The sequence below is a fragment of the Streptomyces sp. NPDC093568 genome (assembly GCF_044764945.1).
Classification (GTDB): Bacteria; Actinomycetota; Actinomycetes; order Streptomycetales; family Streptomycetaceae; genus Streptomyces.
Map to the genome: position 1 here is coordinate 49,109 of NZ_JBIWJD010000005.1, position 25,135 is coordinate 74,243.

At 72.3% G+C, this 25,135-nt stretch carries 24 protein-coding genes and 1 riboswitch; of the genes, 13 read left to right on the forward strand and 11 right to left on the reverse strand.

Annotated features, from left to right (window positions below):
• The first annotated feature begins 5 nt into the window (after window positions 1–5).
• Window positions 6–761 (forward strand): SDR family oxidoreductase, encoded by a 756-nt coding sequence (locus ACIRD7_RS20825; protein ID WP_403455205.1) that lies wholly within the window; start codon window positions 6–8, stop codon window positions 759–761.
• A gap of 2 nt (window positions 762–763) precedes the next feature.
• Here ACIRD7_RS20825 and amaP read toward each other — a convergent pair whose 3' ends face one another.
• From amaP to ACIRD7_RS20850, 5 genes are read right to left on the reverse strand one after another with little or no spacing between them, the layout of a single operon-like run.
• On the reverse strand, window positions 764–1,351 hold the full coding sequence (gene amaP / locus ACIRD7_RS20830) for an alkaline shock response membrane anchor protein AmaP (RefSeq protein ID WP_403455207.1): 588 nt from the start codon (window positions 1,349–1,351) through the stop codon (window positions 764–766).
• Window positions 1,348–2,034, reverse strand: coding sequence for a DUF6286 domain-containing protein (locus ACIRD7_RS20835; protein WP_403455209.1), 687 nt, complete (start codon window positions 2,032–2,034; stop codon window positions 1,348–1,350). Before ACIRD7_RS20835 ends, amaP begins: the two co-directional genes overlap by 4 nt.
• Complete coding sequence (locus ACIRD7_RS20840) at window positions 2,031–2,438, reverse strand: Asp23/Gls24 family envelope stress response protein (RefSeq protein WP_403455210.1); 408 nt, start codon at window positions 2,436–2,438, stop codon at window positions 2,031–2,033. Before ACIRD7_RS20840 ends, ACIRD7_RS20835 begins: the two co-directional genes overlap by 4 nt.
• Window positions 2,435–2,626 carry a hypothetical protein gene (locus ACIRD7_RS20845; protein ID WP_403455213.1) on the reverse strand — a complete coding sequence of 64 codons (192 nt, stop codon included), beginning with the start codon at window positions 2,624–2,626 and terminating at the stop codon, window positions 2,435–2,437. The genes ACIRD7_RS20840 and ACIRD7_RS20845 overlap by 4 nt, the downstream gene beginning before the upstream one ends.
• A 51-nt stretch (window positions 2,627–2,677) precedes the next feature.
• On the reverse strand, window positions 2,678–3,154 hold the full coding sequence (locus tag ACIRD7_RS20850) for an Asp23/Gls24 family envelope stress response protein (protein WP_403455214.1): 477 nt from the start codon (window positions 3,152–3,154) through the stop codon (window positions 2,678–2,680).
• An 89-nt stretch (window positions 3,155–3,243) separates the two neighbouring features.
• Here ACIRD7_RS20850 and ACIRD7_RS20855 point away from each other — a divergent pair, with 89 nt between their 5' ends.
• Window positions 3,244–3,966, forward strand: coding sequence for a nucleopolyhedrovirus P10 family protein (locus ACIRD7_RS20855; RefSeq protein WP_403455215.1), 723 nt, complete (start codon window positions 3,244–3,246; stop codon window positions 3,964–3,966).
• A 10-nt stretch (window positions 3,967–3,976) separates the two neighbouring features.
• Here ACIRD7_RS20855 and ACIRD7_RS20860 read toward each other — a convergent pair whose 3' ends face one another.
• The 3 genes from ACIRD7_RS20860 to ACIRD7_RS20870 all read right to left on the reverse strand — a co-directional run bounded on the left by ACIRD7_RS20860 (window position 3,977) and on the right by ACIRD7_RS20870 (window position 7,067).
• On the reverse strand, window positions 3,977–4,780 hold the full coding sequence (locus tag ACIRD7_RS20860; protein ID WP_403455218.1) for an enoyl-CoA hydratase/isomerase family protein: 804 nt from the start codon (window positions 4,778–4,780) through the stop codon (window positions 3,977–3,979).
• Between the two features lie 131 nt (window positions 4,781–4,911).
• Window positions 4,912–5,133 (reverse strand): helix-turn-helix domain-containing protein, encoded by a 222-nt coding sequence (locus ACIRD7_RS20865; protein WP_004002281.1) that lies wholly within the window; start codon window positions 5,131–5,133, stop codon window positions 4,912–4,914.
• 335 nt (window positions 5,134–5,468) lie between these two features.
• The gene (locus tag ACIRD7_RS20870) at window positions 5,469–7,067 is read right to left on the reverse strand and encodes an ABC-F family ATP-binding cassette domain-containing protein (RefSeq protein ID WP_403455220.1); all 1,599 of its coding nucleotides are present in this window, start codon (window positions 7,065–7,067) and stop codon (window positions 5,469–5,471) included.
• A gap of 266 nt (window positions 7,068–7,333) precedes the next feature.
• Here ACIRD7_RS20870 and ACIRD7_RS20875 point away from each other — a divergent pair, with 266 nt between their 5' ends.
• Entirely contained in the window at window positions 7,334–7,747 is a 414-nt protein-coding gene (locus ACIRD7_RS20875) for a VOC family protein (RefSeq protein ID WP_403455222.1), read from the forward strand.
• A gap of 13 nt (window positions 7,748–7,760) precedes the next feature.
• Here ACIRD7_RS20875 and ACIRD7_RS20880 read toward each other — a convergent pair whose 3' ends face one another.
• The 3 genes from ACIRD7_RS20880 to ACIRD7_RS20890 all read right to left on the reverse strand — a co-directional run bounded on the left by ACIRD7_RS20880 (window position 7,761) and on the right by ACIRD7_RS20890 (window position 11,314).
• Entirely contained in the window at window positions 7,761–9,014 is a 1,254-nt protein-coding gene (locus tag ACIRD7_RS20880; protein ID WP_403455225.1) for a hypothetical protein, read from the reverse strand.
• 331 nt (window positions 9,015–9,345) lie between these two features.
• Window positions 9,346–10,473: an alpha/beta hydrolase gene (locus ACIRD7_RS20885; RefSeq protein WP_403455228.1), complete on the reverse strand. Its 1,128-nt coding sequence runs from the start codon at window positions 10,471–10,473 to the stop codon at window positions 9,346–9,348.
• Between the two features lie 100 nt (window positions 10,474–10,573).
• Entirely contained in the window at window positions 10,574–11,314 is a 741-nt protein-coding gene (locus ACIRD7_RS20890; protein ID WP_403455230.1) for a class II aldolase/adducin family protein, read from the reverse strand.
• 208 nt (window positions 11,315–11,522) lie between these two features.
• Between ACIRD7_RS20890 and ACIRD7_RS20895 the strand changes: the two genes are divergently transcribed.
• The 10 genes from ACIRD7_RS20895 to cobI all read left to right on the forward strand — a co-directional run bounded on the left by ACIRD7_RS20895 (window position 11,523) and on the right by cobI (window position 25,090).
• Window positions 11,523–12,269, forward strand: a complete 747-nt coding sequence (locus ACIRD7_RS20895) for a lysozyme (protein WP_403455233.1) — start codon at window positions 11,523–11,525, stop codon at window positions 12,267–12,269.
• 153 nt (window positions 12,270–12,422) lie between these two features.
• Window positions 12,423–13,655 carry an anion permease gene (locus ACIRD7_RS20900; protein WP_403455235.1) on the forward strand — a complete coding sequence of 411 codons (1,233 nt, stop codon included), beginning with the start codon at window positions 12,423–12,425 and terminating at the stop codon, window positions 13,653–13,655.
• A 31-nt stretch (window positions 13,656–13,686) separates the two neighbouring features.
• Entirely contained in the window at window positions 13,687–13,908 is a 222-nt protein-coding gene (locus tag ACIRD7_RS20905) for a hypothetical protein (RefSeq protein ID WP_055621371.1), read from the forward strand.
• Between the two features lie 115 nt (window positions 13,909–14,023).
• Window positions 14,024–14,166: riboswitch (cobalamin riboswitch) on the forward strand.
• Window positions 14,167–14,266: 100 nt separating this feature from the next.
• Entirely contained in the window at window positions 14,267–15,208 is a 942-nt protein-coding gene (locus ACIRD7_RS20910; protein WP_403455238.1) for a cobalamin biosynthesis protein, read from the forward strand.
• Entirely contained in the window at window positions 15,205–16,716 is a 1,512-nt protein-coding gene (locus ACIRD7_RS20915; protein WP_403455240.1) for a cobyric acid synthase, read from the forward strand. The genes ACIRD7_RS20910 and ACIRD7_RS20915 overlap by 4 nt, the downstream gene beginning before the upstream one ends.
• The gene (cobN, locus tag ACIRD7_RS20920) at window positions 16,713–20,369 is read left to right on the forward strand and encodes a cobaltochelatase subunit CobN (RefSeq protein WP_403455242.1); all 3,657 of its coding nucleotides are present in this window, start codon (window positions 16,713–16,715) and stop codon (window positions 20,367–20,369) included. Before ACIRD7_RS20915 ends, cobN begins: the two co-directional genes overlap by 4 nt.
• A complete protein-coding gene (locus tag ACIRD7_RS20925) occupies window positions 20,366–22,354 on the forward strand; it encodes a putative cobaltochelatase (protein ID WP_403455243.1) in 1,989 nt (662 codons plus the stop codon). The genes cobN and ACIRD7_RS20925 overlap by 4 nt, the downstream gene beginning before the upstream one ends.
• Window positions 22,354–22,962, forward strand: coding sequence for a cob(I)yrinic acid a,c-diamide adenosyltransferase (gene cobO, locus ACIRD7_RS20930; protein ID WP_403455245.1), 609 nt, complete (start codon window positions 22,354–22,356; stop codon window positions 22,960–22,962). The genes ACIRD7_RS20925 and cobO overlap by 1 nt, the downstream gene beginning before the upstream one ends.
• A complete protein-coding gene (locus ACIRD7_RS20935; RefSeq protein ID WP_403455247.1) occupies window positions 22,962–24,359 on the forward strand; it encodes a cobyrinate a,c-diamide synthase in 1,398 nt (465 codons plus the stop codon). The genes cobO and ACIRD7_RS20935 overlap by 1 nt, the downstream gene beginning before the upstream one ends.
• Entirely contained in the window at window positions 24,344–25,090 is a 747-nt protein-coding gene (cobI, locus tag ACIRD7_RS20940) for a precorrin-2 C(20)-methyltransferase (RefSeq protein WP_403455249.1), read from the forward strand. The genes ACIRD7_RS20935 and cobI overlap by 16 nt, the downstream gene beginning before the upstream one ends.
• Window positions 25,091–25,135 lie beyond the last annotated feature (45 nt).

Consider the following 25,135-nt stretch of genomic DNA (forward strand, 5'->3'; position numbering starts at 1 on the left):
GAGCCATGGATCTTGGACTGAAGGACCGGGTGTACGTCGTCACGGGAGCCACCCGCGGGCTGGGCAACGCGGCGGCGCGTGAGCTGGTGGGCGACGGGGCGAAGGTCGTCCTGACCGGCAGGGACGAGGCCGTGGTCGGCGCGGCCGCGGCCGAACTGGGCCCGAACGCCGTCGGGGTGGCCGTGGACAACGCCGATCCGCAGGCTCCGGCGCGGCTCGTCGCGGCCGCGCGGGACGCCTTCGGCGGGTTCGACGGCATCCTGGTGAGCGTCGGCGGCCCGCCGGCCGGGTTCGTCGCGGACAACACGGACGAGCAGTGGCAGGCGGCGTTCGAGTCGGTGTTCCTCGGCGCGGTCCGGCTGGCGCGGACGGCCGCGGCGGAGCTGGACGAGGGCGGGGTCATCGGGTTCGTGCTGTCCGGGTCGGTGCACGAGCCGATTCCGGGGCTGACCATCTCGAACGGGCTGCGGCCGGGGCTCGCCGGGTTCGCCAAGTCCCTCTCGGACGAACTGGGGCCGCGCGGGATCCGGGTGGTCGGGCTGCTGCCGGCCCGGATCGACACGGACCGGGTGCGGGAACTGGACGGGATGTCGGCGGACCCGGAGGCCACCCGGGCGGCGAACGAGGCGCGGATTCCGCTGCGGCGGTACGGGGCGCCGGAGGAGTTCGGGCGGGCGGCCGCGTTCCTGCTGTCACCCGCCGCGTCCTATCTGACCGGGGTCATGCTTCCGGTGGACGGCGGGATGCGGCACGGGTTCTGAGGTCAACTGACCCTCTCGGCACCATGTTTGACGCCCTTGAGGCGGACCTCCGCCGGCAGCGAGGCGAGGCCCGCCGAATTGCGGGCGTGGGCCAGGGCCTGGGTGGTCAGGTCGGTCAGGGCCGTCCCCGGGTCCACGTGCGGTTGCAGCAGCAGCCGTACCCGCGTCCGCGGGCTGCTGCGCCGGCCCGTCAGGTGGGCGTGGGCGCGTTGGACGCCGTCCTGTCCGGCCGCCTCGTTCGCCAGTACGCCTTCCAGGGCCCGGCCCCGAAGCAGCGCGCCCTCGCCGTCGCCGGTGTCCACCAGGACCTCGGCCAGCCGGCGCCGGCGCAGGTTCGCGGTCAGCCACCACAGGGCGAGCAGGACGAGGACGGCCAGGACCGCGATGACCGTCGGCCACCACCAGCCGTCGTCCCGCCAGCGCGTCCGCTCGGCGTCGCTGAGCAGGACGTCATGGCGGTCGTCGTGGATCCACCAGGACGGCGCCGGGGCCCCCAGGCCCACGGCGAGCACCGAACCGCCGATGACGAACAGGACCAGTCCGGCGATCCCGATCAGCACCCGGTTGACCACCCGGAGCACGGCCCTCACCCCTTCCGTCCGAGCCTTCGTACATGCACCGACAACGAGGGCGGCCGGGCCAGCCCCAGTCCGCGGATCGCGTCGGCGAGTGTGGCGTCCAGGTCGGCGCGTACGTCGTCCAGGTCGCGGAAGTGGGAGACCGCGCGGACGTCGGCGCGCCTGCGGCGCATCCGTACCCGTACCGACTGGACCCCGGAGATCTCCATGGCCCGGTCGCGCAGCACCAGCGCCGCCAGGTCGCGGTGCAGCCCGGCGCGTACGTCTGGGTGGGTGCGCCGCATCGGCAGTACCCGCCGCAGGCCGGGCGTGGTGGCCAGGACGAGCAGCCAGAGGCCCAGGACCGCGGCGACCCCGGCGCCGACGAGCACCCAGATGTCGTCGAGGGGGCGTTCGGCGAGCTGGTGGGCCAGTTCCCGGCGCCAGCGCATCCCGGCCCGGTCGGCGCGCACGGCGGCGATGTCGTACAGGAAGACGCCCGCGACGAACAGCAGGACGACCGCCGTGATCGCGGCCGGGACGCGGCGTGCGGACCAGAAGCGGCCGTCGCGGCCGCCGTCGCCTTCGCCGTCGAGCGGGGGCGGGGGCTCGTAGTCCGCCGCCGACGCCGACTGGTCGAGCGGGCCTGGGCCGGTGTCCTTCTCCAGGACCGGCAGTCGTTGTGTGGTGCCCTCGGAACCCTGGGACTCGCTCATCGCGTCCTCCCCTGCGCAGCGCCCTGACCGGGCGCCGGGTGCAGCCGTTCCACGTGGACGGCGACCTCCGGCACCTCCATGCCCACCAACGCGCCTACCCGCTCCACGACATGCCGACGCACCGCCGCGCACCGGGAGCCGATGTCGGTGGGGTACTCGAGCTCGACATGGACGCGGACCCGGGCCGCTTCGACGGTGGTGCCCTGCGCGGCCTGGGGGCGCACGACGACATGGGCGTAGGGCCGGGCGGCGCCCTTGGGCAGCCGGCCCACCGCCTCGCGCGCCGCCTGGGCGGCGATCTTCGTGACGACGCGGTCGGTGATCCGCGTCGCCCCTCGCTCACCGGGCGGGACGACGACCGGCGTTCTGCCTGCTTCCGTGGCCTCCGCGCTCACGGACGTCACCGCCGGTCGCGTCGGCCGTCACGCTGGCGGAAGAAGTCGCCCAGCTCGTAGTCCCCCTCCACGAACCTGCCCACAGCCAACCCGACGGCGCCCAGCGCCGCCACCAGCAGGAAGGCGCCGAACCCGCCGAAGTAGCCGGCGAAGCCCAGTGCCATGCCGGCGATCATGCCGACCACGGCCATGCCCATGGTGCCCTCCGTTCGGTTGTCGGTGCCGCCGCTCCCCCACCCCGTTCCGCGTCACTGGATCCGGGGCTGCGCCGGCTCTTCTTCCTCTTCCTCGGGGAGCTTCACATCACTCACCGCGATGTTGACCTCGACGACCTCCAGGCCCGTCATCCGCTCGACGGCGCCCACGACGTTCTCCCGGACGGCACGTGCCACATCGGCGATCGACACGCCGTAGTCGACGACGATCTCCAGATCGAGCGCGGTCTGCACCTCGCCCACCTCGGCGCTGACGCCTCGGGTCACGGACTTCGACGTGCCCGGTACCCGTTCCCGTACGGCGCCGAAGGTGCGGCTGATCCCGCTGCCCATCGCGTGCACACCGACGACGTCGCGGGCCGCCATTCCGGCGATCTTCTCCACGACTCCGTCGGCGATGGTGGTCCGCCCGCGACCCGCCGGGTCCCCGCCACCGCGCCTGACGGTCTTGCGCGTCGAGGTCACGGACTCCTCAGGGTTCTGCGTCCGGTTCTGCTCCGTTTCCGTCATCGCCGCACGTCCCTTTCGGTTTCTCGTTCCTTCCACCACCGTAAGCGCGGTGACCCCACCGCGCTCCAGGGATGCGGCAGGCTGGAGGAATGACGACGGCGGATCGGTGGACACGAGCGGTCAGGGATCAGGTGAGGCTCGGCAGGCTGCTCCCGCTGGGCGACGCGCGCGACGGCGCGTGGATCTACGAGAGCGCGGCCCAGGTCGTGCTGAAGCGCGCGGCGGCGCGGATGCGCGGGGTCCGGCTGGACACGCTGCGGATCGCGCTCGCCGACCCGGAGGAGGCGCGGGAGGCCGCCGTGCCGTCCCCGCCGAGCGCTCTGCCCCCGGGCCCGCTGCGTGTGACGGCGGATTTCGCGGCGACGGCGACCGAACCCCTGCCGGCCACGGCGGACCTGCTGCGCGCTCTGCTGACGGGTGCGGCGGACGAACGTCTCGGCCTGCGGGTGACCGAGGTGGACCTGCGGGTGACGGCCCTGCTCGACGAGTACGCCGAACCCGCCGCGCCACGGCAGCCCGAGCCGGCGCAGGCGGCGAGAGCGGGGAACGCCGACGAGGAGCGCGTCGCCGCGGCGGCCCGCGCGGTGCCGGGGATGAACCGGCTCACCGGCACCCTGGGCGGCTTGGGCCATGCGGTGCACATCGAGCAGCGGCAGGGCACGGCGGCTCTGCCGCACCGGCATGTGCGCGTGGAGATCGAGGTGAGCGCGGACCGCCGGGCCCTGGACGTGGCCCGGGAGGTCCGCGAGAGCGTGAGTGCGGCGCTGACGGATCACCCGACCGTGGCGGTAGTGGTGACGGCCGTCAGCTGACCGGCCGGGGCTACTCCCCGAGGCCGGCCAGGTCCCGCAGCCGTCGGGCCTGTGCGGCCCGCTCGGCTCCGCGCTGCTCGTCGAACGTGCGGTCCACGGCACCACGAATCAGCGCCTTGGTCTCGATGACCGCGTCACGCGGCGCTGCCACGATCGCGCCCGCCAGGTCCCGTACGGCGTCGTCGAGCTGGTCGGCGGGCACCGCGAGGTTGGCGAGGCCGCTGCTCACGGCCTCCTCGGCCAGCACGGAGCGGCCCGTGACACAGATCTCCAGCGCACGGCCGTAGCCGACGAGTCCGACCAGCGGGTGCGTGCCCGTGAGGTCGGGTACCAGCCCGAGGCTGGTCTCGCGCATGGCGAACTGCACGTCGTCGGCGACGACGCGCACGTCACAGGCGAGCGCGAGCTGGAAGCCCGCCCCGATGGCATGCCCCTGCACGGCGGCGATCGACACGATGTCGTTGCGCCGCCACCAGGTGAAGCCCTCCTGGAACTCGCCGATGGCAGCGTCGAGTTCGCCGTCGCTGCTGCGCGCGAGATCGATGAACGAGGGCTCGCCCTCGATCCCCTCGGGCGTGAACATCTGGCGGTCGAGGCCGGCGGAGAAGGACTTGCCCTCTCCGCGCAGCACGACAACCCGCACGCTGCCCGGCAGGAGCTGCCCGGCCTCGGCGAGCGTCCGCCACATGGCGGGGCTCTGCGCATTGCGCTTGGCCGGGTTGTTCAGCGTCACCGTGGCGACAGCGCCGTCCACGGTGAGCCGTACGCCGTTCTTGTCGAGCAGGGGAGCGAGGTCCTGGTCGGTCGAAGCCATGGGGCGCCTCCGATGAGTGCGGTCATCATGGGATGCCCGGTGGGCATCCATTAAGTGACTGCACAGTAACCACCCGGCCGATCAGAGAACCGACCGGGTGGCCACCATCGAAGCCGATGGGCCGCCCGGGATCAGGACGATGCGGCCTTCTTGCCCCGCGTCGCCCCGCCACGCCCACGAAGCGTGACGCCCGATTCGCTGAGCATCCGGTGAACGAAGCCATACGAGCGACCGGTTTCCTCGGCCAGCGCCCGAATGCTCGCACCGGAGTCGTACTTCTTCTTCAGGTCTGCCGCGAGCTTGTCGCGCGCGGCGCCGGTTACCCGGCTGCCCTTCTTCAGAGTCTCGGCCACCCGTGCCTCCTCATGGGAAGTGCGCTCTGGTCTCCTCATGATCACCCCTCCGGGCCTTCATGGCCACCCATTCGGCAAGGTCCGTGAGACATGGTTTTGACGACAGGAGCACATCCCCACATGCGGAATCTCGAATTCCGCACTGCTGTGTCCGTGCGGCCGAACGGGTTCTTTTGCGAAGCCCCAGGTCAGAGTGACAACGCGGCCGAACCCTTGTCGATAAAGGATTCGGCCGCGAAATCGATGTAGCACACACCTCGGTACGAGGAGATCTCACACAGATGATGGATCACCGATGGGCCGAATGATCCATAGCCTGTTGATCACGCATTCGATCAAGCGAGGGCGACGAGATCCGCGTAGTCGGAGCCCCAGAGGTCCTCGACACCGTCCGGCAGCAGAATGATCCGCTCCGGCTGGAGCGCCTCGACGGCGCCCTCGTCGTGGGTGACGAGGACGACGGCGCCCTTGTAGGTGCGCAGCGCGCCGAGGATCTCCTCGCGGCTGGCGGGGTCGAGGTTGTTCGTCGGCTCGTCGAGCAGCAGGACGTTCGCCGACGACACGACCAGGGTGGCTAGGGCGAGACGGGTCTTCTCACCACCGGAGAGGACACCGGCGGGCTTGTCGACGTCGTCTCCGGAGAACAGGAACGAGCCGAGCACCTTGCGGACCTCGACGAGGTCCATGTCCGGGGCGGCCGAGCGCATGTTCTCCAGGACGGTGCGGTCGGCGTCCAGGGTCTCGTGCTCCTGGGCGTAGTAGCCGACCTTGAGCCCGTGACCGGGGATGACGGCGCCGGTGTCCGGCTGCTCGACGCCGGCCAGAAGCCGGAGCAGGGTCGTCTTTCCGGCACCGTTCAGCCCGAGGATGACGACCCTCGACCCCTTGTCGATCGCCAGGTCGACGTCGGTGAAGATCTCCAGTGAGCCGTACGACTTGGACAGTCCCTCCGCCGTCAGCGGGGTCTTGCCGCAGGGCGCGGGCTCGGGGAAACGGAGCTTGGCGACCCTGTCCTGCATGCGCACCGCCTCGAGGCCGGCGAGGAGCTTGTCGGCACGCTTGGCCATGTTCTGCGCGGCGACCGTCTTGGTCGCCTTGGCGCGCATCTTGTCGGCCTGCGAATGCAGCGCGGCGGCCTTCTTCTCGGCGTTCTGCCGCTCGCGCTTGCGGCGCTTCTCGTCGGCCTCGCGCTGCTGCTGGTAGAGCTTCCAGCCCATGTTGTAGACGTCGATCTGGGCGCGGTTGGCATCCAGGTAGAACACCTTGTTCACGACCGTCTCGACCAGGTCGACGTCGTGCGAGATCACGATGAAGCCGCCGCGGTAGGTCTTGAGGTAGTCGCGCAGCCAGACGATCGAGTCGGCGTCGAGGTGGTTGGTCGGCTCGTCGAGCAGCAGGGTGTCCGCGTCCGAGAACAGGATGCGGGCGAGCTCGATACGGCGGCGCTGACCGCCGGAGAGGGTGTGCAGCGGCTGGCCGAGCACCCGGTCGGGCAGGTTGAGCGCGGCGGCGATGGTGGCGGCCTCGGCCTCGGCGGCGTACCCCCCCTTGGTGAGGAACTCCGTCTCCTGGCGCTCGTACTGCCTGAGCGCCTTCTCGCGGGTGGCGCCCTGGCCGCCCGCGATGCGCTGTTCGTTGTCGCGCATCTTGCGGATCAGCACGTCCAGGCCGCGCGCGGAGAGGATGCGGTCGCGGGCGAGGACGTCGAGGTCGCCGGTGCGGGGGTCCTGCGGGAGGTAGCCGACCTCGCCGGAGCGGGTGATGTTGCCGGCGGCGGGGATGCCCTCGCCGGCGAGGCACTTGGTGAGGGTGGTCTTGCCGGCGCCGTTGCGACCGACGAGGCCGATGCGGTCGCCCTTGGCGACGCGGAAGGTCGCGGACTCGATGAGGACGCGTGCACCGGCGCGCAGCTCGATACCGGAGGCGGAGATCACGGACAGACTCCAGGGCGAAGTTGTTGGCGGGATGGGCGGCTGAGGACGTTCCCGCCGTCTAATGCGCGAGGAGAATGGCCATGAGGCCAGTCTAACGGGGCGGTGCAAGCACTTTTTCTGGGATCGGGTGTTCGGCCCGGGCCGAACGGCAGCACCTCGCCGTGACTTTCGGCACGTTTCCCGCCCGCTCGCCGCGGGCCGTTGTCAGTGCTCGCTGCGAGACTGAGCAGTGGACCGCGGCGATGGATCACGAAGGGGTGATCGGCATGGCAGGCACGAGCGACGGGCGTCCGAGCATCTACCCGACACTGCAGTACGCGGACGCGAAAGCGGCGATCAAGCAGCTCACGGAGGCGTTCGGATTCCGGGAGCTGGCGGTGTACGAGACCGAGGACGGCAAGGTGGCGCACGCCGAGCTGGCGCTGGGCAACGGCGCGGTGATGCTCGGCTCGACGGGCACCGGCAGCACCTACGACAAGCTCATGAAGGACGCGGGCCCGACCGGGGTGTACGTCGTCGTGGACGACGTCGACGCACACCACCGCCGGGCCGTGGAGCACGGCGCGGAGATCCTGATGGCCCCGACGGACCAGGACTACGGCTCGCGGGACTACATGGCCCGGGACCGCGAGGGCAACGTGTGGAGCTTCGGCACCTACGCCCCCTCGATGGAAGGCTGAGCGCCGACCGGGCTCAGCTCCCTCCGGTGTGCACCTGGAAGGCGGCGCGGCGCACGGCCTTGGCGAGCGCGGGGTCGGGGTGCGCGGCGGCGAGCGCGACGAGGACCTGCACGGTGCGGGGGTGACCGACGGCGCGCACCTCGTCGAGGAGCGCGGGGACGGTGGGCTGGAGCGCGGACTCCAGGTGCCGGACGAGCATCGGCGCCTCGCCGTGGTCGGTGACGGCGGCGGCCGTGTCGACCCACAGCCAGGTGGCCTCTTCGCGGGTGAGCGCCTCGTGGGCGTCCTCGGGGTCGACTCCGTCGTGCTCGGCGAGCCACAGCAGGGCGTAGGGCCGCAGGGTCGGCTCGTCGACCACGGCGCGTACGTCGGGCTCGGCGGGGGCGCCGACGACGCGCAGCGCCTCGAAGGCGAGGCCGCGCAGAAGGGCGTCGTCGCCGCGGGCGGCGTTGAGGAGTTCGGTGACGGCGCTGCCGACGGGGCGGGCGGCGAGCCAGGCGCGGTATTCGTCGCGGGCGGCGTTGGGACGGAGCTGGGCGCAGCCGCGCAGCATGTCCTCGGCCGCCTGCTCGATGTTCCCGGCGGGGCTCTGGGCGGCGACGCAGATCTGCTCCAGCTTGACCCACACCGCCCAGCTGCCGAGCGGGGTGAGCGTGGCCTGGCCGTCGCCGTAGGTGAGGGCGCCGACGGAGGCGAGGGCGTGCAGGGCCCAGTCGAGGAGCGGGGCGAGGGGGGTGTCCTCGACGGCGGCCGGGGCGGTGACCGGCTCGGACTGCGGTCCGTAGGGGATCTCGCATCTCTCGGTGCGCAGTTCGGTGACCCGCTGTTCCAGGAGGTCCAGGAGCTGCTCGACGGGGACGGGCCCGGCGGAGAGCTGAAGGAAGGAGAGGACCTGGGGCAGGGCCGAGACGACGTCGGCGACGGCGCCGTGTCCGTGCTGCTCCGGCTCCGGGTGGGCGAGCGACCAGGCGTCGAACAGGGCGACCCAGCCGCGCAGTACGGCGCTGTCGTCGCGGTCCCAGGCGCGCAGCCGCCAGCTGGGGCGAGCGCTGTCGCCGTGCACCTCGACAAGACCGGCGAGCCGCGCGGTGTCCCAGTCGGCGCGCACCTGAGCCACGGTCAGACCCAGGTCGGCGGCCGCCCGTTCGGCGGTCGCGTCGGAGAGGGTGCCTTTGCCGTCGGAGTGTCCGCCGTCCCGGCCGGGGCCGAGCGCGGCGTCGGCCCAGTGCGCGACGCGGGCCGCGGCGGCCAGACCGGAGCGAGCCATTCTGGCCAGCTCGGACCGGGCCGGTGTGCCCTCCGGGGGGCGGGGCGCGGGGCGGCGTGGGCGCCGCTGGTTCACAGCTCTGGGGGCGGCGGCCAGGGGTCGCGGGCGGACGAGTCGAAGCCTGGAGTCGCGCGGGATACGGGACGTCACGGGTGCAGTCTTCCGGTTGACGGTCCGAAAACCCAAACGGAATGTCACCAGGGGCGACGGGGATGGCCAACGCACGGGGTTCTGCGAGCGGCTCAGGGCCGATAACAGGCCACTGGTACGGGCTTAAACGGAATCCGCGCGACCGGTGCCGGAAGGGGGGCCGGCCCGGCCGGCCCTTGGGTCACATCAGGGGGGTCATGAAGCGGCGCAGGGATTCCTCGTACGACTCGGGGTCGGCGTTCCACATGGCCGCGTGGGGCGCCCGGTCGACCGTCTGGAGGGTCACCAGGTTGGGGTAGGTGTCGGCCAGGCGGCGCGAGAGCGCCCAGGGGGCCACCCGGTCGTCGGGGCCGTGGAAGACCAGCGTCGGCACGGCGAGGTGCTCGAAGGCGTCGGGGTCGGGGGCGCGGTCGGTGTTCAGCCCGGTGCGGCCCTGTGCCGCGCGGACCGCGAGCGGCAGGAGCGCGCTCGGGGTGTGGCGGGCCGTGGCGAGGGCGCGCAGGGTGCTCTCCCAGCTGAGGACCGGGGAGTCGAGGACGAGCCCGGAGACCCGGTCGCGCAGCCCGGAGTGCGCGGCGGCGCGCAGCGCCATGGTCGCGCCGGTGGACCAGCCGAGCAGCACGAGTTGCTTGGCGCCGTACCGGACGGCGTAGCGCATGGCCGCGTCCAGGTCGCGCCACTCGGTCTCGCCGAGGTGGTTCAGGCCGTCCGGCGGGCGGGGTGCGCCCAGATCGCCGCGGTAGGACAGGGCGAGGACGGGGAAGTGGCGGCCGCTGAGGAACTCCATGACGTTCATGGCGTGTTCGCGGGTGGTGCCGAGGCCGTGCACGGCGATGACCCAGGTGTCCCGCGCGCCGGGGACGAACCAGGCGGGCAGGGAGCCGAGTTCGCCCGGGATGTCGATGTCGGCGTGGTCGAGGCCGAGGGCGGCGCTCGGGTTGCCGACGTACACGTTCGGGGTGAGCCAGACGCTGTCGCCTGGCTGGAAGGAGCCGTGGGTGACGCGTTCGAGGCGGCGTACGACGGTGTCGGCGGAGTGCTTCGCCGCGGCGAGGACGGGGCCGACCACCGCGTGCGAGCCGTCGCCGGAGAGGCCGTAGGTGCCGGGGCGCAGCGAGGCGAGGGCGCGGGTGAGGGCGATCTGGCCCGCGGCCGTGGCGTGCACGGTGAGCCGGGGTTCGGTGGGCAGGGGGCGGCCCGGGGGCGCCGTCAGCGCGGCCCCACTGGCGAACCGCCCGGCGGCGACGCTCGCGGCGCCGGCGGCCAGAGCCACGGTGACGGCAGCGGCCGTCGCTTTGACAGTGCGCACCACTCCAGTGTCCGGGCGGACGGGGGCAGCGGCCAGTGGGAGGACGACTTCGAGTGAGGATCGCCGGGACAGCCCCCCCTCCGACGGCCGGCGGCTGCCGTCACCCTCGCTGCCCGTACCCCCGCAGCCGCTCCCCCACCTCCGCCACCTGCTCCTCCGACAGCAACGAGGGCGCGAGCCCGGGCACCGACGACGCCGTCAGCCACACGCGGCACATCCATTCGAGCTGGGCCGTGCGGTCGTAGGCCTGGTCCAGGGTGGCGCCGTGGGCGATCGTTCCGTGGTTCCGGAGGAGGCAGGCGGTGCGGTCGGTCAGGGCTCGGAGCATGTTCTCGGCCAACTCCTGGGTGCCGTACGTCGCATATGGGGCAACCCGGACCGGCCCGCCGAGGGCCGCGGCCATGTAGTGGATCAGCGGGAGTTCGGGAACGAGGGTCGAGACCGCCGTCGCGTGGACCGCGTGCGTGTGGACGACCGCCTCGGCGTCGGTGGCCCGGTAGATCGCCAGATGCATGGGCAGCTCACTCGTCGGCACGAGCGCCCCCAGCACCTGCGCACCGTCCAGGCCGACCCCCGTCACATCGTCGGGAGTGAGCCGGTCGTACGGCACTCCCGACGGCGTGACCAGCACGGTCTCCCCGACCCGCACCGAGACGTTCCCGGACGTGCCGACGACCAGCCCCTCGGTCACCGTGCGCCGCGCGGTCGCCACGAGGGCCTCCCAGGCCTCCGCCTCCTCGGGCCGGGCACTCCTGCCCCACGACTCCCCCACTTCCTGTGAGCCCTCCCGCCCATCCCGCTCTTCCCGCGCGCCCCGCAGATCCCGCCGCTCCTCAGCCATGTCCGCGATCCTGCCAGCCGGGCCCCGCACCCGGCGTCAACTCGCAGCCGGGGCCGCGCACTTTAGGGCGGAAGACGGACGTCGGGAAGGGCGCATCACGGGGCAAATCACCCCCGCCCCACCCTTGGCCGGGGATCGATCAGGATTCAACGATCTTCCAGTACTGTCTGCCTGATTTGTCGTGCACGTCGCCATTCCGGGGGGAAATATGGCCCGTGATCACAAACCGTCCCGTCACCGCTCCCGCCTCATAGCGATATCCGTGGCGGCCCTCACTCTCAGCGGAACCGCCCTCGCCGAGATCCCGGCCGCCGCAGCGGGCAAGCCCAAGGGCCACGACGTCTCTTCCCACCAGAAGAACGTCAACTGGCAGAGCTCGAAGACCAAGGGCGCCAAGTTCGTCTACGTCAAGGCGACCGAGTCCCACACCTACCGCAACCCCTACTTCGGCCAGCAGTACAACGGCTCCCGCAATGCCGGCCTGGTCCGCGGCGCGTACCATTTCGCGGTGCCGAACAAGTCGTCCGGCAGGACCCAGGCCGCGTTCTTCGTCGGCAACGGCGGCGCCTGGCGGTCGGACGGCTGGACCCTGCCACCCGCCCTCGACATCGAGTACAACCCGTACGGCAGGCAGAAGTGCTACGGCCTGAGCAAGGCGAAGATGGTCGACTGGATCCAGTCCTTCAGCAACGAGGTGAAGCGGCTGACCGGCCGCCGCCCGGTGATCTACACGACCACGCACTGGTGGAACACCTGCACCGGCGCCAGCCGCGCCTTCGCCTCGAACCACGCTCTGTGGATAGCCCGCTACAACTCGTCGACCGCGGGCTCGATGCCGGCCGGGTGGCAGTTCTGGACCTTCTGGCAGTACGACAACAGCGGCAGCCTGCCGGGTGACCAAAATCTCTTCAACGGCTCCATGAACCAGCTGAGGAGGTTCGCCCGGGGCTACTAGCCCGGCGACGCCTGGGCCGTGCGGCGACCTGCGGATCGAAGGTTTCCGCTTCCGGCGCTCGCAGACACCGTGCGGCCCACCCCAGTTCACCTTTCGTTCATCCAGGTTACCTACGTTCGTCCGGCCAATGACCTCGAACGATTGCCTGGGTAAATGGAAAACTTCTCGCTGATCCTCGCGATTGTGGTGGTAACCGCACTCGCGTTCGATTTCACGAACGGTTTCCACGACACCGCCAACGCGATGGCCACGACCATCTCGACCGGTGCGCTCAAGCCCAAGGTCGCGGTGGCCATGTCCGCCGTACTGAACCTTGTAGGCGCCTTCCTCTCCGTGGAGGTCGCCAACACGATCTCCAAAGGTCTCGTCGACGAGACCGGCATCCGCCCCGAGGTCATATTCGCCGCGTTGGTCGGCGCGATCCTCTGGAACCTGCTGACCTGGCTCGTGGGCCTGCCCTCCAGCTCCTCGCACGCCCTGATGGGCGGCCTGATCGGCGCCACCATCGCCTCGGCCGGCGTCGGCGCCGTCCACGGCGACGTGCTCGTCACCAAGGTGCTGATCCCGGCGATCGCCGCCCCGCTGGTCGCGGGCATCGCCGCGCTGCTGGCCACGCGCCTGACGTACTCCCTCGGCAAGAAGGCCGACGGCAACGCCTCCAAGAAGGGCTACCGCGCCGGGCAGATCGCCTCCGCCGGCCTGGTCTCCCTGGCTCACGGCACCAACGACGCGCAGAAGACGATGGGCATCATCACCCTCGCCCTGGTCGCCGGCGGCACCCTCGCCCCCGACTCCGACCCGCCCCTGTGGGTCATCCTCACCGCGGGCCTGGCCATCGCGCTCGGTACCTACCTCGGCGGCTGGCGCATCATCCGCACCATGGGCAAGGGCCTGACCGACCTTCAGCCGCAGCAGGGCTTCGCCGCCCAGACCAGCGCGGCCACGGTCATCCTGGCCTCCTCGCACCTCGGCTTCTCCCTCTCCACCACGCACTCCGTCTCCGGTTCGGTGATGGGCGCCGGCCTCGGCCGCAAGGGCGGCGTCGTCCGCTGGTCGACGGCCACCCGGATGTTCGTCGCCTGGGGCCTGACCCTGCCGGCCGCCGCCCTGGTCGGCGCGCTCGCGGAGTACGTGACGGGCTTCGGCGCCTGGGGCACGGCCGTGGTCGCCGTCTTCCTGGTCGCCTCCAGCGCCGTGATCTGGAAGATCTCCCGCCGCGAGGTCATCGACCACACGAACGTCGTCGAGACGGACGAGGCGCCCGGCGTGGTCACCACCGCCATGGCCGCCGTGACCCCGCCCCCCGCGGGCACGCCCGCCGAGGACCTCACGGCCACGATCCCGGCCCCGTCCAACGAGCCGGCCTCCTCCCAGGCCACCGTCTGACCCGCCCGGTTACCAACCAGAAAGAAGAACCATGAAGATCGACTGGGCGGCCCTCGGCTCCGTCTTCGGCGTCAGCCTCGTGGTCACCGTGGCCCTGGTGGGCCTGTTCACCCTCGGCATCGCCGGCCTGTCCCGCCGCGAACGCGCGGTCGCCCAGGGCGACTCGGCCGCACTCGCGGTCACGGGCGCGTACGCCTGCTTCGCCGCGTGCACGGCCGCGGTGGCGTACGGGATCTATCTGATCGTCGCCTGACACACGGCGCGCATCACCTGAAACACCCGAGGCGCGGGACGGACGACCGTCCCGCGCCTCACCGTTGTGTGGGCCTTCGCACACTCTCCCGTCGCAGGTCAACGGCAAGTTGACGCCCCTTCCAACCCCATGGTGGACTGCCGGGGCCAAGTACGGCGGTAGGAGAGGAAGCCGGTGTGAATCCGGCGCGGTCCCGCCACTGTCACCGGGGTAGAAAGCCCCGGGAGCCAGGAACTCTCACCGCCGGTCTCGTCGAACCAGGGCGTGGACACCCTGAGTGAGGACATGACGCGATGCTCGCCTGCCGATCGACACGCAGTAACAGACCCACGTGTGACCCCACGGTCGGCTGACCCCGATGCGAGCCGATCGCGTTTTCGCGTACGGCGCCGCCGCCGGACTTCTCGGTGACCTGCTGCTCGGCGATCCCCGCCGGGGGCATCCGGTCGCCGCGTTCGGGCGGGCCGCCGGCGCCGTCGAGAAGGTGTTGTGGCGCGACGACCGCGCGTGGGGTGCGCTGCACACCGCCGTGTGCGCCGGTGGCGCCGTCGCCCTCGGGGCACTCGCCGCGCGTGCCGTACGTACCTCTCCCGCCGCCTCCGTCGCGCTGACCGGCGCCGCCTGCTGGGCCGTCGTCGGCGGAACCTCGCTCGCCCGCGAGGCCCGGAGCATCGGAGGGGCCCTCGACGCGGGGGACATCGAGGGGGCACGGGCCCGGCTGCCGCATCTGTGCGGACGGGATCCGCAGGCGCTGGACGCGGACGGGATCGCGCGGGCGGTCGTGGAGTCCGTCGCCGAGAACACCTCCGACGCGGTCGTGGGGGCCCTGGTGTGGGGTGCCGTCGGCGGGGTGCCGGGACTCCTCGGGTTCCGGGCCGTGAACACGCTGGACGCGATGGTCGGCCACAAGTCTCCCAAGTACCGCCGCTACGGCTGGGCTTCCGCCCGGCTCGACGACCTGGCCGGCTGGCCGGGGGCCCGGCTGACCGCCGTGCTCGCCGCAGTCGCCGGGGGCGATCCCCGGGGTGCCGTACGAGCCTGGCGCGCCGACGCCGCGCAGCACCCGAGCCCCAACGCCGGTCCCGTGGAGGCCTCGTTCGCGGGGGCGCTCGGGGTGCGGCTCGGGGGGACCCTGTCGTACGGCGGGCGGGTCGAGCACCGGCCCGTGCTCAACAAGTCCGGGCGGGCCGTCGAAACCGCCGACATCGAGCGGGCCGTACGGCTGTCGCAGCGCGTCGGCTGGCTCGCGCTCGGCGTCTGTGCCGCCGCGCGCCGTATCGCGAAGGGGCGTACGTCATGACGGGCGGGGGGCTTCTCGTCGCCGGCACCACCTCCGACGCCGGCAAGAGCGTCGTCACGGCCGGGATCTGCCGCTGGCTGGTCCGGCAGGGGGTGAAGGTCGCGCCGTTCAAGGCGCAGAACATGTCGCTGAACTCGTTCGTCACGCGCGAGGGCGCGGAGATCGGGCGGGCGCAGGCCATGCAGGCGCAGGCCTGCCGGGTCGAGCCGACCGCGCTCATGAATCCGGTGCTGCTCAAGCCCGGTGGCGAGCAGAGCAGTCAGGTCGTGCTGCTGGGCAAGCCGGTGGGTGAGCTGAGCGCACGCGGGTACCACGGCGGGCGGCAGCAGCGGCTGCTCGGAACCGTGCTGGACTGTCTCGCCGAGTTGCGGGGCACGTATGACGCGGTGATCTGTGAGGGGGCCGGCTCTCCGGCCGAGATCAATCTGCGCCGGACCGACATCGTCAACATGGGCATCGCCCGCAATGCCGGACTCCCCGTCCTCGTCGTCGGCGACATCGACCGCGGCGGCGTCTTCGCCTCGTTCTTCGGGACCGTCGCGCTGCTGTCCCGTCAGGACCAGGAGCTGATCGCCGGGTTCCTCGTCAACAAGTTCCGCGGCGACGTCTCGCTCCTCGAACCCGGCCTCGACATGCTGCACGACCTCACCGGGCGGCGGACGTACGGCGTCCTGCCCTTCCGGCACGGGCTCGGCATCGACGAGGAGGACGGGCTGCGGGTCTCCCTGCGGGGCACGGTACGGGAGTCGAACGTCGCCCCGCCCGTCGGCGAGGACGTGCTGCGGGTCGCCGTCTGTGCCGTCCCCCTCATGTCCAACTTCACCGACGTGGACGCGCTCGCCGCCGAACCGGGCGTCGTCGTACGGTTCGTGGACCGGCCGGAGGAGCTGGCCGACGCGGATCTCGTCATCGTCCCCGGGACCCGGGGGACGGTTCGGGCGCTGGAGTGGCTGCGGGAGCGGGGGCTCGCGGACGCCCTGGTCCGCCGGGCCGCCGAAGGACGGCCCGTCCTCGGCATCTGCGGCGGCTTCCAGGTCCTCGGCGAGCACATCGAGGACGACGTCGAGAGCCGGCGCGGACAGGTCGAGGGGCTCGGGGTGCTGCCCGTCCGGGTGCGGTTCGCCCGGGAGAAGACCCTCACCCGGCCGGCCGGCGAGGCGCTCGGGGAGCCGGTGGAGGGGTACGAGATCCACCACGGCGTCGCCGAAGTGACCGGGGGCGAGCCCTTCTTGGACGGCTGCCGGGTCGGCCGGACCTGGGGCACGCACTGGCACGGCTCACTGGAGTCGGACGGTTTCCGACGGGCGTTCCTGCGCGAGGTGGCGGCCGCCGCGGGCCGCCGGTTCGTGCCGGCGCCGGACACGTCGTTCGCCGCGCTGCGCGAGGAGCAGCTCGACCGGCTCGGCGATCTGATCGAACAGCACGCGGACACGGACGCGCTGTGGCGGCTCATCGAGTCCGGCGCGCCGCAAGGACTGCCTTTCATTCCACCGGGAGCGCCCGCATGAGCACAGTGTTGTTGTTGTCGACCGCCGACACGGACCTGCTGGCGGCCCGGGCCGCCTCCGGGGCCGACTACCGCATCGGCAACCCGACCCGCGTGGACGTCGAGACCGAGCTGCCCGCGCTGCTCGACGGAGCCGACCTCGCCGTCGTCCGGCTGCTGGGCGGCAAGCGGGCCTGGGAGGACGGGCTCGCGGCGCTGAAGGCGTCCGGTGTCCCGACCGTCCTGCTGGGCGGCGAGGCCGTTCCCGACGCCGAGTTGATGGCCGAGTCGTCCGTCCCGGCCGGTGTGGTCGCCGAGGCGCTGAAGTACCTCGTCGAGGGCGGACCGGCCAACCTCACCGAGCTGGCCCGGTTCCTCTCCGACACCGTGCTGCTGACCGGCGAGGGGTTCGTCGAGCCGCAGAAGATGCCGGAGTACGGCGTCCACGGCGACCGTACGCTCCAGGAGGGCCGCCCGACCGTGGGCGTGCTCTTCTACCGGGCCCATGAGCTCAGCGGCAACACCGCGTTCGTGGACACCCTGTGCGACGCGATCGAGGCGCACGGCGCCAACGCGCTTCCCGTGTACTGCGGTTCGCTGCGCGGCGCGGACTCCGAGCTGTACGAGATCCTCGGCCGGGCGGACGCCCTGGTCGCCACCGTGCTCGCCGCCGGCGGCACGCACGCCTCACAGGCCTCGGCGGGCGGCGACGAGGAGGCGTGGGACATCGGGGCGCTCGCCGACCTCGACGTGCCGGTGCTGCAAGGACTCTGCCTGACGTCGTCCCGGGCCGCCTGGGACGAGTCCGACGCCGCCCTCTCCCCCATGGACGCGGCGATGCAGGTCGCGATCCCGGAGTTCGACGGCCGTCTGATCACCGTGCCGTTCTCCTTCAAGGAGCAGGGCCCGGACGACGTGCCGGTGTACGTGGCCGACCCGGAGCGGGCCGGGCGCGTCGCCGGGATCGCCGTACGGCACGCCCGGCTGCGGCACAAGCCGAACGCCGACAAGAAGCTCGCGCTCGTGTTCACCGCCTACCCGACCAAGCACTCGCGCGTCGGCAACGCGGTCGGCCTGGACACGCCGGCGTCGGCGGTGCGGGTGCTGGACGCGCTGAAGGCGGCCGGGTACGGGCTGACCGAGTACCCCGACAACGGCGACGAGCTGATCCACCGGCTCATCGAGGCCGGCGGGCACGACGTCGAGTGGCTGACCGAGGACCAGCTGGCGTCTGCGCCCGCGCGCGTGCCGCTCGCCGACTACCAGGCGTGGTTCGACAAGCTCGACCCGGCACTGCGGGAGGCGATGACCGAGGCGTGGGGCGAGCCGCCGGGCTCGCTCTACGTCGACGGGGACGACATCGTGCTGGCCTCCCTGCAGTTCGGGAACGTCGTCGTGATGATCCAGCCGCCGCGCGGCTTCGGCGAGAACCCGATCGCGATCTACCACGACCCGGACATGCCGCCGTCGCACCACTACATGGCGGCCTACCGCTGGCTGGAGAACTCGTTCGGCGCGGACGCCGTCGTGCACATGGGCAAGCACGGCACGATGGAGTGGCTGCCGGGCAAGGGCCTCGGTCTGAGCGGCGGTTGCGCCCCGGACGCGGTGCTCGGCGACCTGCCGCTGATCTACCCGTTCATCGTCAACGACCCCGGCGAGGGCACCCAGGCCAAGCGGCGCGGGCACGCCACGGTCGTCGACCACCTCGTGCCGCCGATGGCCCGTGCGGACACCTACGGCGACCTCGCCAAGCTGGAGCAGCTCCTCGACGAGTACGCGCTCGTGTCCGACCTGGACCCGACGAAGGCGCCCGCCGTGCGCGCGCAGATCTGGACGCTGGTCAAGGCGGCCGAGCTCCATCACGACCTGCATGTCGAGGACCAGCCGGACGACGACGACTTCGACGAGTTCGTCATGCACATCGACGGCTATCTGTGCGAGATCAAGGACGTGCAGATCCGGGACGGACTGCACATCCTGGGCGGCGGGCCGGCCGGTGAGGCGCGGGTCAATCTCGTGCTGGCCGTGCTGCGCGCCTCGCAGGTGTGGGGTGGGCAGGCGAACGCGCTGCCGGGGCTGCGGGCGTCCTTCGCGGCCCATTTCGGCCTGGTCGAGAAGGAGTTGCTCGCCGAGCCGGGGGCGCCGGTGAAGGTGCCGGTGGAGCTGACCGACCTCGTCGAGGGGCCGTCGCGTACCGCCGCCGACGCGATCGATCTGCTGGAGCAGCTGTGCCGGCGGGTCGCGGAGGGGATGGAGGCGCGGGACTGGGATGTCTCGCTCGTCCCGGCCGTGCTGCGTGGCGTGCTCGGTGTCGAACTCCCCGACGGTGTCGCCGTGCTGGAGTTCGCCTGCGCCGAGGTGGTGCCGCGTCTCGCGAGGACCACCGACGAGATCGACCACATTCTCCGGGCGCTGAACGGTGGTTACGTCCCCGCCGGTCCGTCGGGTTCGCCGACGCGCGGTCTGGTCAACGTGCTGCCGACCGGGCGGAACTTCTACTCGGTCGACCCCAAGGCCATTCCGTCCCGGTTGAGCTGGGAGGTCGGGCAGTCGCTCGCGGAGTCGCTGGTGCAGCGGTATCTGCAGGACACCGGTGAGTATCCGAAGTCCGTCGGCCTCACGGTCTGGGGTACGTCGGCGATGCGTACGCAGGGCGACGACATCGCGGAGATCCTGGCACTGCTGGGGTGCCGTCCGGTGTGGGACGAGGCGTCGCGGCGGGTGACCGGTTTCGAGATCGTTCCGCTCACCGAACTCGGCCGTCCCCGCATCGACGTCACAGTCCGCATCTCCGGCTTCTTCCGGGACGCGTTCCCGCACGTGGTCGGCCTGATCGACGACGCCGTGCGCAAGGTCGCCGAGCTGGACGAGCCCGCCGACCGGAACTACGTGAAGGCGCACGCCGACGAGGACACCGCCGGGCACGGCGACCGGCGCAGGGCCACGGCCCGGATCTTCGGCTCGAAGCCGGGTGCCTACGGCGCCGGACTGCTGCCGCTGATCGACGCCCGCAACTGGCGCAGCGACGCCGACCTGGCCGAGGTGTACGCCGTCTGGGGCGGCTACGCCTACGGGCGCGGGCTCGACGGGCGGGCGGCGCGCGGTGACATGGAGACGGCGTTCAAGCGGATCAATGTCGCCGCGAAGAACGTCGACACCCGCGAGCACGACCTCGTCGACGCCGACGACTACTTCCAGTACCACGGCGGCATGGTCGCCATGGTGCGGCACCTGACGGGCGCCAACCCCGAGGCGTACGTGGGCGACAGCGCCACCCCCGACCAGGTGAGGACGCGCACGCTCGGCGAGGAGACCCACCGCGTCTTCCGCGCCCGGGTGGTCAACCCGCGCTGGATGGCGGCCATGCGCCGGCACGGCTACAAGGGCGCCTTCGAGATGGCGGCGACCGTGGACTACCTGTTCGGCTACGACGCCACGGCGGGCGTGGTCGACGACTGGATGTACGAGAAGCTCAGCGCGGAGTACGTCTTCGACGCCGAGAACCGGGACTTCATGAAGAAGTCCAACCCGTGGGCGCTGCGCGGCATCACCGAGCGGCTCCTGGAGGCCGCCGACCGCGGGCTGTGGGCCGAGCCGGACGCCGACACGCTGGAGCGGCTGCGCGCCACCTACCTGGAGCTGGAAGGCGACTTGGAGGGCGACGAGAAGTGAGCACCCCCTTCCCCTTTACGGCCGTTGTCGGCCAGGACGACCTGCGGCTCGCGCTGCTGCTGAACGCCGTGTCGCCGGCGGTCGGCGGTGTGCTGGTGCGCGGCGAGAAGGGCACGGCCAAGTCGACGGCCGTACGGGCGCTCTCGGCGCTGATGCCCGAGGTCCCGGTGGTCCCGGGCTGCCGCTTCTCCTGCGACCCGGGCGCCCCCGACCCCGCGTGCCCCGACGGGCCGCACGAGGCGGGTGCCGGCTCGCGTCGCCCCGCCCGCATGGTCGAACTCCCCGTCGGCGCCTCCGAGGACCGGCTGGTCGGCGCCCTGGACATCGAGCGCGCGCTCGCCGAGGGCGTCAAGGCCTTCGAGCCGGGTCTCCTCGCCGACGCCCACCGCGGCATCCTGTACGTCGACGAGGTCAACCTCCTCCACGACCACCTGGTCGACCTGCTGCTGGACGCGGCGGCGATGGGCGCGTCGTACGTCGAACGCGAGGGTGTCTCCGTCCGGCACGCCGCCCGCTTCCTGCTCGTCGGCACCATGAACCCCGAGGAGGGTGAGCTGCGGCCGCAGTTGCTCGACCGGTTCGGGCTGACGGTCGAGGTCGCGGCCTCGCGGGAGCCCGACCAGCGGGTGGAGGTCGTACGGCGCAGGCTCGCCTACGACGACGATCCGGCCGGGTTCGCGGCCCGGTGGGCGGACGAGGAGACGGCCGTACGTCAACGCATCGTCGCGGCACGGGAGTTGCTGCCGTCGGTGCGGCTGGGTGACGGGGCGCTCAGGCAGATCGCGGCGACCTGCGCCGCGTTCGAGGTGGACGGCATGCGGGCCGACATCGTGATGGCGCGTACGGCCACCGCGCTGGCCGCGTGGGCCGGGCGGACCGATGTGCTAGCCGAGGACGTCCGGCAGGCGGCGCTGCTCGCGCTGCCGCACCGCAGGCGCCGCAACCCCTTCGACGCGCCGGGCCTCGACGAGGACAAGCTCGACGAGACGCTGGAGGAGTTCTCCGGTGACGGTGAGGGCGACGAGGATCCCGACCCCGACGGGCCCGGTGGGGGTGGCGGACAGCCGCCGTCCGAGGGGCCGCGGGGCGACGGGGGTTCGGGTGCGCGTCCGGAGGCCGGTGAGGACGGGGAACCGCAGGCCTCCGGAGCCGGCGAGCAGACGCCCGTGCGGGCCTCCGAACCCTTTCGTACGAAGGTGCTGAGCGTGCCGGGCATCGGTGAGGGTGCCGCCGGGCGGCGTTCGCGGGCGCGGACCGAACACGGGCGGACCACCGGGGCCCGGCGGCCCCGGGGGGCGCTCACCAAGCTGCACCTGGCGGCCACCGTGCAGGCGGCGGCCCCGCATCAGCGGGCCCGGGGCCGGTCGGGGCGCGGGCTGGTGGTGCGCCGGGACGATCTGCGGCAGGCCGTGCGGGAGGGGCGCGAGGGGAACCTCGTGCTGTTCGTCGTGGACGCGTCCGGGTCGATGGCGGCCCGGCAGCGGATGAGCGCGGTGAAGGGCGCCGTGCTGTCGCTGCTGCTGGACGCCTATCAGCGGCGGGACAAGGTGGGCCTGGTGACGTTCCGGGGGTCGGCCGCCGATGTGGCGCTGCCGCCGACCTCGTCCGTGGACGCGGCGGCGGCCCGGCTGGAGTCGCTGCCGACGGGTGGGCGCACGCCGCTCGCGGCGGGGCTGTTGAAGGCGCACGAGGTGCTGCGGGTCGAGCGGCTGCGGGACCCGGCCCGGCGGGCGCTCGTCGTCGTGGTGACCGACGGACGGGCCACGGGTGGCCCGGAGCCGGTGGCGCTCGCGGGGCGGGCGGCCCGGCTGCTGGCGGCCGAGGAGGTCGCCTCCGTGGTGGTGGACTGCGAGTCGGGGCCCGTGCGGCTGGGGCTCGCGGGGCAGCTCGCGGGTGAGCTGGGCGGTACGGCGGTGACGCTGGACGAGCTGCGGGCGGACTCGATCGCCGGACTGGTGAAGGACGTACAGAGGAGGGCCGCGTAATGCCTCAGGGACAGCCGAGTGTCGTACCGGACGACGGGCTGACGACTCGTCAGCGGCGTAACCGGCCGCTGGTGGTCGTGCACACGGGCATCGGGAAGGGCAAGTCGACCGCCGCGTTCGGGCTCGCGCTGCGGGCCTGGAACCAGGGATGGCCCATCGGGGTGTTCCAGTTCGTGAAGTCGGCCAAGTGGAAGGTCGGCGAGGAGAACGCGCTGCGCGTGCTCGGTGCCAGCGGTGAGGGCGGGTCCGTCGACTGGCACAAGATGGGCGAGGGCTGGTCCTGGGTGCAGCGGGACATCCAGGGTGACAACTCGACCAACGAGGAGAAGGCCCGGGAGGGCTGGGAGCAGGTCAAGCGGGACCTGGCTGCCGAGACGTACCGTCTGTACGTCCTGGACGAGTTCGCGTACCCCATGCACTGGGGGTGGATCGACACCGACGAGGTGATCGACGTGCTGCGCGACCGGCCCGGCACCCAGCATGTGGTGATCACCGGGCGCAACGCGCCCGAGAAGCTGGTCGGCTTCGCCGATCTCGTGACCGACATGTCCAAGGTCAAGCATCCGATGGACGCGGGCCAGAAGGGCCAGAGAGGCATCGAGTGGTGATGCCTTCCGTCCCTCGGCTGGTCATCGCCGCGCCGGCCTCCGGCAGCGGCAAGACCACCGTCGCCACGGGGTTGATGGCCGCGTTCGCCGCGCGGGGGCTCGCCGTGTCCCCGCACAAGGTCGGGCCGGACTACATCGACCCCGGGTATCACGCGCTCGCGAGCGGGCGGGTGGGACGGAATCTCGACGCGTACCTGTGCGGGCCCGGGCTGGTCGGGCCGTTGTTCCTGCACGGGGCGCGTGGATGTGATGTCGCGGTCGTCGAGGGGGTCATGGGCCTGTACGACGGTGCCGCGGGCGAGGGTGAGCTGGCCTCCACCGCGCAGGTCGCCAAGCTGCTGCGGGCGCCGGTCGTGCTCGTCGTGGACGCCTCGTCGCAGTCGCGGTCCGTGGCGGCGCTGGTGCACGGGTTCGCCTCCTGGGATCCGCAGGTGCGGGTCGGGGGCGTGATCCTGAACAAGGTCGCCTCGGACCGGCACGAGGAGTTGCTGCGGGAGGCGTTGGACTCGGCCGGGGTGCCGGTGCTGGGGGTGCTGCGGCGGGTGGCGCAGGTGGACACGCCCTCGCGGCATCTCGGGCTGGTGCCGGTCGCCGAGCGGCGCGCTGCCGCCGTGGAGGCCGTGGCGGCGATGGCTGCCCAGGTTGCCGACGGGTGCGATCTGGATGCGCTGATGGCGCTGGCTCGGAGTGCGGGTGCGTTGTCGTGTGCGGCTTGGGATGCGGCTGAGGCATCGGCCCTGAGCGGGCCTCGTCCTCAATCGCCGGACAGGCCGAATGACGCCGGCCGGCGCTCAAGAGTGCGGGTTGCCATTTCCGGTGGCCCCGCCTTCACCTTCTCCTACGCCGAGCACGCCGAGTTGCTCACCGCCGCCGGGGCCGAAGTCGTGCCCTTCGATCCGGTGCGCGACGAACAACTCCCCGACGGCACACGCGGGTTGGTCATCGGCGGCGGTTTCCCCGAGGTGTACGGCGCCGAGCTGTCCGCCAATGAGCCGCTGCGCAAGGCCGTCGCCGCCCTCGCGGAGGCCGGCGCTCCCGTCGCCGCCGAGTGTGCCGGGCTGCTCTATCTGTGCCGTGAGCTGGACGGGCGGCCCATGTGCGGGGTGCTCGACGCGAGCGCCCGGATGAGCGAGCGGCTCACCCTCGGGTACCGGGACGCGGTCGCCGTCGGCGACAGTTCCCTCGCCGTCGCCGGGACGCGCATGCGGGGGCACGAGTTTCATCGGACGGTCGTCGAGCCCGGCTCGGGGGCGTCTCCCGCCTGGGGGGTCAGGACTCCCCGGCGCCGGGTCGAAGGTTTCGTACAGCAGGGCGTGCACGCGAGTTATCTGCACACGCACTGGGCGTCGCAGCCCGGTGTCGCCCGTCGGTTCGTGGAGAGGTGCCGGACGTCATGAGCAGCAGCAGGTTGATCGGAGTGGGTGTCGGTCCCGGCGACCCGGAGCTGGTGACCGTCAAGGGCGTCAACGCGCTGCGCGCCGCCGATGTCGTCGTCGTACCCGTCATGGATACGGGGGAACGGGGGCGGGCGGAGGCGACCGTGCTGCACTACGTGCCCGAGGAGAAGGTCGTCCGGGTGGTGTTCGCCCTGAACGAGCGGACCGACCGGGGTCGGCGCGAGGCCGCCTGGGACGCGGCGGGTGAGCGGGTCGCCCAGCTGCTGGCGCAGCATGGCGTGGTCGCCTTCGCGACCATCGGTGACCCCAACGTCTATTCGACCTTCACCTATCTCGCCCAGACCATCGGCGAGCTGGCGCCCGGCACCGTCGTGGAGACCGTGCCCGGCATCACCGCGATGCAGGACCTCGCCGCGCGCTCCGGCGCCGTGCTCACCGAGGGGACCGAGCCGCTCACGCTCGTGCCCGTCACCGCCGGATCGGCCGTGCTCAAGGACGCGCTCGCCGGGCCCGGCACCGTCGTCGCCTACAAGTTCGGGCGGCAGGCGGCCGAGGTCGCCGAGGCGCTGCGGGAGACCGGGCGGATCGACGGCGCGGTGTGGGGGTCGGCGCTGGGGCTGGCGGAGGAGTCCATCCGGCCGGCCGCCGAACTCGACGACGCGCCCCTGCCCTACCTGTCGACGCTCATCGCACCCGCCCGGCGCGACGGCGGGCGCGGCGGCAAGCTCTGACGCACCGCCCCCACACCCACCCATCCCCCGCGACCCCTGTAGGAG

What these genes read in the sequence shown, in the direction of transcription:
- ACIRD7_RS20825 (WP_403455205.1), top strand. Translation starts at nt 6, where the DNA reads ATGGATCTTGGACTGAAGGACCGGGTGTACGTCGTCACGGGAGCCACC.
- ACIRD7_RS20835 (WP_403455209.1), bottom strand. Translation starts at nt 2,034, where the DNA reads ATGAGCGAGTCCCAGGGTTCCGAGGGCACCACACAACGACTGCCGGTC.
- ACIRD7_RS20845 (WP_403455213.1), bottom strand. Translation starts at nt 2,626, where the DNA reads ATGGGCATGGCCGTGGTCGGCATGATCGCCGGCATGGCACTGGGCTTC.
- ACIRD7_RS20850 (WP_403455214.1), bottom strand. Translation starts at nt 3,154, where the DNA reads ATGACGGAAACGGAGCAGAACCGGACGCAGAACCCTGAGGAGTCCGTG.
- ACIRD7_RS20855 (WP_403455215.1), top strand. Translation starts at nt 3,244, where the DNA reads ATGACGACGGCGGATCGGTGGACACGAGCGGTCAGGGATCAGGTGAGG.
- ACIRD7_RS20860 (WP_403455218.1), bottom strand. Translation starts at nt 4,780, where the DNA reads ATGGCTTCGACCGACCAGGACCTCGCTCCCCTGCTCGACAAGAACGGC.
- ACIRD7_RS20875 (WP_403455222.1), top strand. Translation starts at nt 7,334, where the DNA reads ATGGCAGGCACGAGCGACGGGCGTCCGAGCATCTACCCGACACTGCAG.
- ACIRD7_RS20880 (WP_403455225.1), bottom strand. Translation starts at nt 9,014, where the DNA reads ATGGCTCGCTCCGGTCTGGCCGCCGCGGCCCGCGTCGCGCACTGGGCC.
- ACIRD7_RS20890 (WP_403455230.1), bottom strand. Translation starts at nt 11,314, where the DNA reads ATGGCTGAGGAGCGGCGGGATCTGCGGGGCGCGCGGGAAGAGCGGGAT.
- ACIRD7_RS20895 (WP_403455233.1), top strand. Translation starts at nt 11,523, where the DNA reads ATGGCCCGTGATCACAAACCGTCCCGTCACCGCTCCCGCCTCATAGCG.
- ACIRD7_RS20900 (WP_403455235.1), top strand. Translation starts at nt 12,423, where the DNA reads ATGGAAAACTTCTCGCTGATCCTCGCGATTGTGGTGGTAACCGCACTC.
- ACIRD7_RS20905 (WP_055621371.1), top strand. Translation starts at nt 13,687, where the DNA reads ATGAAGATCGACTGGGCGGCCCTCGGCTCCGTCTTCGGCGTCAGCCTC.
- ACIRD7_RS20910 (WP_403455238.1), top strand. Translation starts at nt 14,267, where the DNA reads ATGCGAGCCGATCGCGTTTTCGCGTACGGCGCCGCCGCCGGACTTCTC.
- ACIRD7_RS20915 (WP_403455240.1), top strand. Translation starts at nt 15,205, where the DNA reads ATGACGGGCGGGGGGCTTCTCGTCGCCGGCACCACCTCCGACGCCGGC.
- cobN (WP_403455242.1), top strand. Translation starts at nt 16,713, where the DNA reads ATGAGCACAGTGTTGTTGTTGTCGACCGCCGACACGGACCTGCTGGCG.
- cobO (WP_403455245.1), top strand. Translation starts at nt 22,354, where the DNA reads ATGCCTCAGGGACAGCCGAGTGTCGTACCGGACGACGGGCTGACGACT.
- ACIRD7_RS20935 (WP_403455247.1), top strand. Translation starts at nt 22,962, where the DNA reads ATGCCTTCCGTCCCTCGGCTGGTCATCGCCGCGCCGGCCTCCGGCAGC.